The sequence below is a fragment of the Vulcanococcus sp. DEBay_Sum29NL08_54 genome, from assembly GCF_017859255.1.
GTDB lineage: Bacteria > Cyanobacteriota > Cyanobacteriia > PCC-6307 > Cyanobiaceae > Vulcanococcus.
In genome coordinates, this window is sequence record NZ_JAFMNJ010000043.1 from 1 (window position 1) to 10,900 (window position 10,900).

Annotated in this window: 8 protein-coding genes and 1 pseudogene; 5 read left to right on the plus strand and 4 right to left on the minus strand. The window is 62.1% G+C overall.

All coding sequences use genetic code 11. From position 1 onward, the window contains the following. Positions 1–111 precede the first annotated feature (111 nt). Complete coding sequence (locus QZ186_RS10415; RefSeq protein WP_296416708.1) at positions 112–2,295, minus strand: AAA family ATPase; 2,184 nt, start codon at positions 2,293–2,295, stop codon at positions 112–114. Between the two features lie 86 nt (positions 2,296–2,381). On the opposite strand from QZ186_RS10415, the gene QZ186_RS10420 reads away from it, so the two are divergent. Both QZ186_RS10420 and QZ186_RS10425 read left to right on the plus strand, forming a co-directional pair. Next, positions 2,382–3,506, plus strand: coding sequence for an efflux RND transporter periplasmic adaptor subunit (locus QZ186_RS10420; protein WP_247479548.1), 1,125 nt, complete (start codon positions 2,382–2,384; stop codon positions 3,504–3,506). Between the two features lie 12 nt (positions 3,507–3,518). Then, positions 3,519–6,782, plus strand: coding sequence for an efflux RND transporter permease subunit (locus tag QZ186_RS10425; protein ID WP_010313089.1), 3,264 nt, complete (start codon positions 3,519–3,521; stop codon positions 6,780–6,782). A gap of 6 nt (positions 6,783–6,788) precedes the next feature. Here QZ186_RS10425 and QZ186_RS10430 read toward each other — a convergent pair whose 3' ends face one another. From QZ186_RS10430 to QZ186_RS10440, 3 genes are all read right to left on the minus strand, one after another. Then, complete coding sequence (locus QZ186_RS10430; RefSeq protein WP_296416709.1) at positions 6,789–8,429, minus strand: alpha-D-glucose phosphate-specific phosphoglucomutase; 1,641 nt, start codon at positions 8,427–8,429, stop codon at positions 6,789–6,791. A 65-nt stretch (positions 8,430–8,494) separates the two neighbouring features. Further along, positions 8,495–8,923, minus strand: a complete 429-nt coding sequence (locus tag QZ186_RS10435; RefSeq protein WP_296416710.1) for a hypothetical protein — start codon at positions 8,921–8,923, stop codon at positions 8,495–8,497. Positions 8,924–8,968: 45 nt separating this feature from the next. Next, the gene (locus QZ186_RS10440) at positions 8,969–9,094 is read right to left on the minus strand and encodes a hypothetical protein (RefSeq protein ID WP_256463396.1); all 126 of its coding nucleotides are present in this window, start codon (positions 9,092–9,094) and stop codon (positions 8,969–8,971) included. A gap of 398 nt (positions 9,095–9,492) precedes the next feature. On the opposite strand from QZ186_RS10440, the gene QZ186_RS10445 reads away from it, so the two are divergent. The 3 genes and pseudogenes from QZ186_RS10445 to QZ186_RS10455 form a co-directional block, all read left to right on the plus strand. Next, positions 9,493–9,666, plus strand: coding sequence for a hypothetical protein (locus tag QZ186_RS10445; RefSeq protein WP_198001890.1), 174 nt, complete (start codon positions 9,493–9,495; stop codon positions 9,664–9,666). Between the two features lie 126 nt (positions 9,667–9,792). After that, the gene (locus tag QZ186_RS10450; RefSeq protein ID WP_296416711.1) at positions 9,793–10,662 is read left to right on the plus strand and encodes a LysR substrate-binding domain-containing protein; all 870 of its coding nucleotides are present in this window, start codon (positions 9,793–9,795) and stop codon (positions 10,660–10,662) included. Positions 10,663–10,669: 7 nt separating this feature from the next. Continuing rightward, positions 10,670–10,900: pseudogene (locus QZ186_RS10455) on the plus strand (hypothetical protein); the annotation flags it as partial.

The window sequence follows — 10,900 nt, forward strand, 5'->3', positions numbered from 1 at the left end:
CACCGCCGAAGCTCCCGAGCCGGTCAAGCAGCCCGTGCGCGGTCTCTGGTGATCCAGCGGATCGGTTGATCCATCCCAAAGCCCCGGCAATGCCGGGGCTTTTTTGTCGTCTTAGTCCGAACGGCGAGCGCTGAGGAGTCGATGCTCCAGCAACTGCGGCAGCGTCCCCTTCAGGCGTTGCTGGAGCTCGGCCTTGAGGCGATCGATCTCAGCTGGGCTGAGCGTTTGACTGAGCTGCTGGCGGTAGGGGGCATCCGCTGCAAACCAACGGGCGAGCAATCCCTCGTTAATCGGTAGTGCCAGCCGTTCCTCCCACGCTCTCCACTCCAGGGTCCAGCCCTGCTGGATCAGGGCGGCCTCGAGCGCGTTGGGCTCGGGTTGGGGCCTGAGGATGGTCTGCTCGATCGCCATCACTCTCTCCAGCAGGACGGCCAACGCATCGGCGGGCGTTCCCGCGTGCTTCAGTCCTCCCGCGGGACCCAGCTGGGGCTGGCTGAAGAGCAGGCGCAGGCGGGCCTTCGGTGCAGCGAGTGCCGTGAAGGCGGCAACTGCGGCCTCGAGTTCCTCGGGGCTGCTGTGTTTGAGCGGATGCCGGCTGGCAATCCATTCGAAGCGTTGGCCGCTTCCCTCGAGTGCGCTGAGGTCTGGGATCAGTTGGGGGCGCTCCAGGCTGTCGAGAACCTCCAGTTGTGTGCCCAGTCGCGTTTGGTCGGCGCTGCTGGCGGCGTGGATCACCACACCGCCTTCGGGGCAGCACTGCAGGGGATCGAGGGCCCAGAGCAGGGAGCGGGCCTCGAGCAGGAGTACCCGGTCATGCCGTTGCCAAGGGGCATCAGCCCAGAGCTCCTGGCGGAGGCGATCGAGGCGTTCCCCTTCGCTGCCGGACTGCCGTTGAATCCAGCGCTCGAGCTCGGGGTCATCCGGACCGCTGCTGAGCATCTCGCCCAGCTCCTGCTGATGCTCAACGGCCGCGGCGAGCTGGGCGGCACGTCGCTGCTGCAGCCGTTGGCGGCGCTCCCCTTCCCAACCCAGGGTTCCCGGCTGCCAGAAGACCTGCCCCTGGAGATCGCTGGGTAGGTATTGCTGGGCGACCCAGTGCTCGGCGTAGGCATGGGGGTAGCGGTAGCCGACGCCATCGCCGAAGGCCTTGCCGTCGCGGTTGGCGTCGCGCAGATGGGCCGGCACCGCCTGGCGGTTGCTGGCTTTGACGTTCTTGAGGGCGTCAAAGAAGCCGAGCAGGCTGTTGCTTTTTTCGGTGGAGGCCAGATAGAGCGCCGCCTGGGCCAAGGGATAGAGGCCTTCCGGTAAACCCACCCGCTCGAAGGCCGCGGCGCAGGCCTCAACGACCACGACGGCTTGGGGGTCCGCCAGGCCGATGTCTTCCCCGGCGGAGATCAGCATGCGCCGGAAAATGAAACGGGGGTTCTCCCCGGCTTCGATCATTTTCGCCAGCCAAAAGAGAGCGGCATCGGGGTCGCTGCCGCGCAGGGACTTGATGAAGGCGCTGATGGTGTCGAAGTGGGCGTCCCCTTGTTTGTCGTAGAGAACGGCCCGCTGCTGAATGGATTCTTCGGCGATGGCCAGGGTGATGACGATCTGTCCCTCGCCATCGGGCTCCGTCGTCTCCACCGCCAGCTCCAGCGCATTGAGCAGGCTGCGGGCGTCGCCGCCGGCCACCTCGACGAGATGTGCTGCGGCCTCAGGACTGATCTGGACGGGCCGCTCTCCATAGCCCCGTTCCCGATCGCGCAGGGCCCGCTCGAGCAGTTGATGCAGGTGCCGGTTCTCGAGGGGCTGAAGCCGAAACAGCCGTGAGCGACTGACCAGGGCTTTGTTGACCTCAAAGAACGGGTTTTCGGTGGTGGCTCCGATCAGGGTGACCGTGCCGTTTTCCACCCAGGGCAGCAGTGCATCCTGTTGCGCGCTGTTGAAGCGGTGCACCTCATCAATGAAGAGCAGGCTGCGCAGGCCGTGCTGATCGAGCCGGCGCTTGGCTTCATCGACCTCGTGGCGCAGGTCCTTCACGCCGGCGAGGACGGCATTGAGACTGCTGAAGTGGGCCCGGGTGGTGGCCGCAATGATCCGGGCCAGGGTGGTTTTGCCGACGCCCGGTGGGCCGTAAAAAATCAGGTTGCCGACACGGTCGGCATTGATGGCACGCCGCAGCAGTCGACCGGGTCCGAGGATCTCCTCCTGGCCTTGAAAGTCGTCGAGGCTCCTGGGCCTGAGGCGATCAGCCAGGGGGGCATGGTGCTGGCGCAGCTGCTCACCGTGATGGCTGAAGAGATCGCTCAAGCCGCGCCGAATGAGGTGTCGATCTCCATCATCCGCGGGACAGAACCCTTCAGCATCCCTAGGTTGCGGATTCCTGAGTCACTGTCGTGCGGCGCCTGCTGGCTCCCCTGCCGTTGTTGCTGTTGTTGGTGGGCTGTGGGCCCAAGCAACCCCAACGCCAGCCGACGGCCGTTCAGGTCCAAACGATTGGTTCGGCTGAGTTCAATCCATCGATTGATGTCATCAGTCGCTTGAGCTCGACCACCGATGTCTCGCTCAGGCCCGAGGCCGATGGCCGGGTCGTGAAGATCCTGGTGAAGCAGGGGCAGAAGGTGAAAGCGGGCGAGCCGATTTTGGTGCTCGACAACGTGCAGCAGACCGCGGCACTGGATTCGGCCAAGGCCGAGGCGCGCAAGGACCGCCTTAATGCCGAGCGCTACGTCTTTTTGAATGAACAGGGCGCTGTTTCCACCAAACAGCGGGATGCTTACGTCACCCAGGCGATTCAAAGTGCCGAGCGGGTGCGCTCCGATGCCGCCACTCTGGGATACAAGTACGTCACCTCTCCCATCGATGGAGAGATTGGCGATCTCGACACGGTGAAGCTCGGCGATTACGTCCGCAAGGGGCAGGCGATTACCGGGATTGTTGATAACTCCACCCTCTGGACGTTGATGGATGTTCCTGCGACGGAAGCCTCGCGCGTCGCACTGAACCAGGAGGTTCTGCTGCGCACCCAGGGCAATCCGCCGGTGGAGGGGAGCGGCAAGGTGGTCTTTATCTCTCCCTATTTCGGCGTCAGCGGCAACAGCTCTTCGCCCAACACGGTGTTGGTGAAGGCGGCGTTCCCCAACCTCACCGGCAAACTCAAGACGGGCCAGTACGTCTTGAACCGGATCATCACCGGAAGCCAGCAGTCCCTCTCGGTCCCGGTGTCGGCGGTGTTGATGCAAGCCCAGCAGCCTTTTGTCTATCGGATCGTTCGTCTCTCGGAGGCCCTGCCCAAGATCAAAGCTTCCAAGACCGTCCCCGAAAAACAGAAAAAGCGGCTGGCCTCAATGCCCGGCTCGACGCCAATCGTGGTGCAGACGTCGGTTCAACTGGGCGATCTCCAACACAACCGCTACCCCGTGCGTTCGGGCTTGAAGGCTGGGGATCAGGTGGTGGTCAGCAACACGGCTCTGCTGCGAACGGGTTTGCCCGTGACCATCGCTCCGGCCAGCAAGCCCTAGGGAGCAGCTGCGATGTCGCTCTCGGATCGGTTTATCAAGCGCCCGGTGCTCACCACGGTGTGCAGCATCTTGATCGTGCTGGTGGGACTGATTGCGATTCCCACCCTGCCAATCGAGAACCTTCCCAACATCGCCCCACCGCAGATCCAGGTCACGGCGAACTACAGCGGGGCGAACTCCCTGGTGACGGAGCAGGCGGTCACCAACGTTCTCGAGCAGCAGATCAACGGCGTGCCGGGAGCGGCCTACATCTCCTCGCTGACGACCAACACCGGTGCCAGCACGGTCAATGTCTTCTTTGACGAAGGCACTGACATCAACATTGACCAGGTCAATGTGCAAAACCGGGTGTCCTTGGCGATGCCCCAATTGCCATCGCAGGTGAGCAACACGGGGGTCTCGGTGATCCAAACGACCCCCTCGATCCTGTTGGCTTATCAGGTCTCCTCCTCGGAGGGGCAGTTCGATCGCGCCTATCTCAATGGCCTGATCTACGAGCAGCTCTACTACCAGCTGGAGCGCATTCCAGGGGTTGCCCAAGCGACCTTGTTTGGCGGGAGTAACCCGGCCTTTTGGCTGTTCGTCGATCCGAACAAGCTCACGGCCAACCAGCTGACCGCTGATCAGGTGGTCTCGGCTGTTCGCAGTCAGAACTCCGTCGCCATTGGCGGCCTGGTCGGTGGTCCACCGGCGGGGGGAAATCAGCTCTTCACCTATCCGATCTTGGTGGAGAACAATGGCAACTTGGTCTCGGTTGATCAGCTCAACCAGTTGATCGTTGGTCGCTCTCCCCAGGGCAATCTGCTGCGCTTGCAGGACGTGGGAGAAGCCACCTATGGCTTCAACACCTTTGCGACGGAAGGGAGTGATATCAATGGCTACCCCGCGATCACCGTCGGCGTTTATCAGACCCCCGAGAGCAATGCCCTGCAGGTGAGCGAGGCGGTGGTGAACCTGATGGATCAGTTCCGCGCTCAGGTTCCTCCGGGGGTGACGGTGCAGCAGATCTACAACGTCGGGCAGTTCATTGAGTCCGCCGTTGGAGGGGTCACCGATGCCCTGGGCTTGGCGATTGTGTTGGTGCTGGTGATCCTCTTTCTGTTCCTGCAGGACTGGCGCGCCACGGTGGTTCCGAGCCTGGCGATTCCGATCTCCTTGGTGGGCACCTTTGCCTTCATGAAGGCCTTTGGTTTTTCGATCAATCAACTCACCTTGCTGGGCCTGGTCTTGGCCACGGGCCTGGTGGTGGATGACGCCATTGTCGTGATTGAAGCGGTGGCCAAAAACCTTGAGCAGGGAATGAAACCGCGTCAGGCCGCCCTCGAATGCATGGGCGAATTGATCGGAGCGATCATTGCTTCCTCGCTGGTGCTGATGGCGGTGTTTGTGCCGGTGGCGTTTTATCCCGGTGGGATCGGCATCATCTACCGCCAGTTCGCCTTGACGATCGCGTTCTCGATCGCAATCTCGACGTTTAACGCCCTGACCTTCTCGCCGATGATGGCGGGGCTGATCTTGAAGACTGAGAAGCCTCCGCGCCCAGAAGGCTGGCGTTGGACCGTGGCTGGTCTGGTGATTGGGCTGGGTTTTGGAAAATTCAGCGCCGCCTCCTTTGGCCCCCTGGCCTATGTCGTGGGGATTGCGGGGTTTGGCTTTGCCGGCAGTCGGCTGGCTCTGATCTTTGATCGCTTCAATGCCTTTTTTGCTCGCTTGGAGCAGGGCTATGGGCGTCTCCTCCACTGGCTGATCGACCGCCGGCGTTGGATCTTGATGGGTTTGGGGGCTGGGATTGTGACCACCGCCATTGCCTTCAATGCCCTACCCACGGCCTTCATCCCTGAGGAGGACCAGGGCTATGGCCTGGGGATCTACCAACTTCAGAACGGAGCGTCCCTCTCTCAGACCCAACAGGTGGGCATGCAGATCGCCGAGGTGCTCAAGCAGGAGAAGAACATCACAGCAGGCAGTGTGATCAGTGGTGCTGGGTTTAACGGCAATAGCCCCGATCAAGGTCTGTTTTTCTTTGGGCTGAAGCCCCTGGATGAGCGCTCAGGCTCCGAAAACAAAGCCCCGGCGATTGTTGATCGCCTGAATGCCAAGTTGTCCCGCTTCAGCAGTGGCCTGGCGGCGGCTTCTCAACCCCCAGCCATCCCAGGGTTTTCGGCGCAAGGGGGCTTTTATTTCCAGTTCAACGACCTCAGTAATGGTGCCTATACCTTCACCCAGTTGGATCAACTGGCGGAGCAACTGGTCAGCCAGGGTCAGGCCAGCGGCGCCTATTCCAACCTCTATACCCAGTTTGTTCCAAGCGCTCCAGCCTTTGGACTGAAGATCGATCGATCGATTCTGGGTGCGCTGAATGTCGACTTTCAGCAGGCCATGCAGACGATCGCCATTTTGGCGGGTGGTAACTACTCCGGTCTGACCTACGAGAGCGGTCAGGTGCGCAACATCTATGTCCAGGCCGAGCCCGCCGGTCGCCAGGGGTTGGAGAACATCCTGAGCTACTACGTACGCAACCGCGACAACAAGTTGGTGCAGGTCTCGGAGTTCGCCTCGTCTGAACTCTCCAGTGCACCGCCGGTCATCAGCCACTACAACCTCTACCGAACGGTCTTGATTCAGGGTGTTCAGGCCTTGGGTAAGAGTTCTGGTCAGGCGCTCAGTGCGATCCAACAACAATTCAAGGCCCTTGATTTCAACAACATCGGCTATGCCTTTACGGGGATTGCCGCTCTACAGCTCTCGGCCGGTAGCGCCAGCGTGTTGGTCTTTGGCCTGGGGGTGTTGTTTGTCTATCTCGTGCTCTCCGCCCAGTACGAGAGCTACGTCACCCCGGTGATCATCCTGATGACGGTGCCCTTGGCGATGCTCGGCGCCTTGGCGTTCCTCTCCCTGCGCTCGATTGATCTCAATATCTATGCCCAGGTGGGCTTGGTGACCTTGATTGGTTTGGCCGCGAAAAACGGCATCCTGATCGTCGAGGTCGCCGAGCAGCATCTGGAATCGGGGATGTCCTACGGCGAGGCTGCCATTGCCGCAGCTGAGTCGAGGATGCGGCCGATCTTGATGACGGCCATCGCCTCATTGGCGGGATTCTTCCCGTTGGTGGTGGCCACCACGGCGGGAGCCAACAGCCAGCAGTCCCTCGGCACCGTGATCTTTGGTGGCCTATTGGTCGCCACGGTGCTGTCGCTTGGGGTGGTTCCGCCGTTCTATGTCGCCATCAAAAACTTGGAGGAGCGCTGGTTTGGCGCTCCAACGGCACGGGGTTAGGGCTGATCAGGTGATCACGGTCGGGCGGTCCATGCCCGTGCGGGTCTTGATTTCAGCCAGGGCATCGGCTGCAGTGATCAGGTCGGCCAAGGCGGTCTGGGGATCCTGGTTCAGATCACCGCTGCTGGGCACATAGCTCTCGAGGTACAGCCGCAGGGTGGCGCCTTGGGTGCCGGTGCCGGAGAGGCGGAAGACAACGCGGCTGCCGTCATCCAGCAGGATCCTCAGGCCCTGGCCGCTGGTCAGGGAGCCATCCACCGGATCGCTGTAGCTGAAGTCATCGGCCGTGCTGATGCGGCGGCCGGCGAAGTCCTGGCCCACCAGTGAGGGCAGCATGCCCTTGAGGCGGTCATAGAGGCCATGGGCCTTCTCGCTGGCGATCGCTTCGTAGTCATGGCGCGAGTAGTAGTGCCGGCCGAAGCGCTTCCAGTGGGCATCCATGATCTCGGCCACCGAGCAGCGCTTGCTGGCCAGGATTTGCAGCCAGAAGAGAACGGCCCAGAGTCCGTCCTTTTCTCGGATGTGGTTGCTGCCGGTGCCGAAGCTCTCCTCACCGCAGAGGGTGATGCGGTCGGCATCCAGCAGGTTGCCGAAGAACTTCCAGCCGGTGGGTGTCTCGAAGCAGGCGATGCCGAGCTCCTTGGCGACGACGTCAACGGCGGCGCTGGTGGGCATGGAGCGGGCGACGCCCGAGAGCCCTTGGGCATAGCCCGGCGCCAGCGTGGCATTGGCGGTCAGCACCGCCAGGCTGTCGCTGGGGTTCACGAAGCAGCGGTTGCCCAGGATCATGTTCCGGTCGCCATCGCCATCGCAGGCCGCACCAAAGCGATAGGCATCGCTCTCCATCAGGAGCTCGGCTAGATCGTGGGCGTAGGTGAGGTTCGGGTCGGGGTGCCCACCACCGAAATCCTCCAGGGGCTTGCCGTTGCGGACCGTTCCCGCCGGTGCCCCCAGCAGGCCCTCGAGCAGTCGGGTGGCGTAGGGGCCCGTGACGGCGTGCATCGCGTCGAAGGCGATCGGGAAGTCGTCTTGAATCAGCGCCTTGATCTGATCGAAGTCGAACAGCTTCTGCATCAGGGCGATGTAGTCATCAACCCCATCAATCACCTCCAGGCGGAGATCTCCCACCGTCTGCTGGCCGACGGCATCAAGGTCGACCGGCGCGGACTCGAGGATGCGGTAGCCATCCAGGGTCTGGGTGCAGGCGTAGATCGCGTCCGTGAGGGATTCGGGGGCCGGACCGCCATTGGCGCCATTGACCTTGACTCCGAAATCACCGTCGGGACCACCGGGGTTGTGGCTGGCCGAAAGGATGATGCCGGCCGTGGCCTGGTGCTGGCGGATCAGGTTGGAGGCGGCCGGGGTGGAGAGGATTCCGCCGCTGGTGGTGATGATGCGGCCCACACCGTGGGCGGCGGCCATGCGGGTGATCACACCGATGGCTTCACGGTTGCCGAAGCGGCCATCGCCACCGACCACCAGGGTGCCGCCTTGGATCCCGGGAACCGTGCGCAGGATCGCCTCGATGAAGCTCTCGAGGTAGTGGGGCGTTGCGAACTGACGGCTGCTCTTGCGTAGCCCCGACGTGCCTGGTTTTTGATCGGAGAAGGGGGTCTCGAGAGCGATCTGCCGCACGCCGCTGGTCATCGGTGAGAGCCGAGGGGGCACCAAGTTAGACCGATGTTCTTGATTCCAGAGGTGATGCGGCGGAACTAGCTGCCGCCAAAGCCAAAGCCGCTCTTCTTCTGGCTGTCAGGGGCTTGGGGCTGGTTGGCTTCGGGCTTGGCCAACTCCAGGCTGCGGCAGACCAAAAGCAGGCGCTGGGCTGGATCGCTTAAGGCTTCCCGCCGTTGATAGCTGTTGCTTGAGGCGGGTTTGGCTTTCTCAAGGATGCTCCAGAGCAGGTCCTTGCAGCTGGCGGGAAGTCGGGGGTGATCCATCAGTGGATCGGCGAGCTCTCGGGACCGTGAGCAGCTGGCGGCGCTGTTGTCGCGGGCGCAGCTGATGGTGATCAGCTGCAACTCCTTCAGGCTCTCTTCGCTGGGGAAGGGAACGTAGGGGTCAGCCGCCAGCCCCGCTCCGCCGCTCAGAACTGCAGCAGCGGCAAGGGGCAGGGGCAGCAGCTGACGCAGGGACACCATGGGGCCGGGCTCACTGGCATCCATCTTGGATCGAAATCGCGGCGCCTAGCCCAGAACCATCTTTTTGCTGCGCGCGGGATGCAGCAGATCAATCATCAGGGTGTTGATCCATCCGTCCTGCTTGCTCTGCCAGAACAACAGCAGATAGTGCCCTTTGCGTTGGATCCGCATGGCTAGAGCAGCGGGGTCACCCTCAAGTAACGCGGCTCTGCGTGGCAGGGCTCAAAAGCTCTGCTTTGGTTTCAACAGTTGGAAGAGACTGTGTTCCTAGGACTGTTGAAAGCCGGTGTTTATACCGATAGCGCAGCGCAGATCTGCTCCATAACGTGTGTGCATCTCCGATGGGGATGGGGAACTGAAGGCGCTGGGGGGCCAGCGTCTTTTTTATGGCTCAGGACGCTGAAGAGACCGGTTTTTTTACTCATGGTGTTGCTCTGCGAGCACTCCTAGAACAGCAGCAGACACCAACAGAACGCCCCTGTTCGGGCGCTCGGGTGCCAAGGGCGGTCAACAGGCCGCCCTTCTTCATGGCCCCTGGCTAAAAGGGAGGCTCCATTGCCGTGGGAGCGATGCCTCTTCTGCCGCGCTGGCGCTTCATGACCGATGAGGCCAAGGCTTTAACCAAGCGCGTTGCTGTCTCTGCGGTGGCCTTGCTGCTGGCAGCGCTGTTGCTCCGTGCCCTGCTGCCCTGGATGCTGCTGGTCCTGCTCCTCTGGGGGCTTTGGCGCTGGCGGCGGGGCTAGCAGCCTTGGGTCCGCCATCGTTTTGTATCTGCCGGTACTAACGGGGGCCAGGCGATCTCTAGGTTTTCCAACGATGGACTTGGGGAACTGACTTGAGGCAGCCAGTCGAGCCCTGGGCTTCAACTCATGTTTGACCCGTTTGGTCTGTCCTGCCTGGATTACTTGATCTGGCTGCGCTCAGGTCAGGAGGCCACGCTTCGCCTCTCCTGCAGTCAATCCACCATTTCCCGTAACGCGAAAGCTGTCGCCGAATCCCTTGGCCTGGATGCCCGCAAGCTCGAGGGGGAGTGGAGCCTGGATGGGGATCTCTCGCTCCTGAATGCCGAGAGGGAGGTGCATCAGCTCGCTCGCTGGCAACGGAAGGATGCCCTGCGCATTGACGGGATCTACGGGGCTGGGGCGCCCTATCTCGAGGGTCTCTCTGATCCTTGGGTCTGCGGTCGATCGAACTTCATGGGGATTCCCTATCCCATGGTGTTGCTCAGCCAGTCGATCTTGGATGTCTGGATCGGTTGCCATCCCGATCTGCCGGAAGACGACGACAGGTTTGTCGTGGTCCCCCTCAGCCGTTACCCCGCCTATTTCTTGGTGGATCCTGCACACCCTCTGCTGGAGTCACCAGGCGATTTGACCCTGGAGGATTTACGGGGATTCCCGGTCCTCTCCCTGCCCGATGGGGCTTTCCCGAAGATGCAGCAGCACCTGAAGGGTTTGGGTTTGGCGCGCACTCCAGTGGGAACGACGCGCCATGACCCGCGCCGTTGGGAGGGGCGCACCGAGGATCAACTCACCATCAGCTACGGCAGCCCCCACACCGTGGCCTGTTTTGCTGGGGCCAAGGTTGCCTTGCCTCTCTCCACAGGGCTGACCTTGGGGGATTCCCTGGTGGTGAAGCGCCGTTTCGCGGACAGCGACGCCTTTGTGCAGCTCGTGGCTCAGCTGCGTGCGCGTGCTCAGTCCCTGTCGGCGTCTCGCCCTGAGCTGGTCAGTTGTTGAGCGGCCAATGATTGGACTTGATGAACTGGATTGCCTGGATTACCTGATCTGGCTGCGCACCGGTGATCGGGTGGCCCAACGGCTCAACTTGGATCAAGCCTCGGTGTCAAGAAAGGCGCGGCGAGCCGTGGCGGCCTTTGGCTTGGAGACCAGAAAAGTCGAGGGCGAATGGCAGCTGGAGGGGGATTGCACGCTGCTCGATTTAGAGCGGCAAGTTCACCAAGATTGCCGCTGGAAA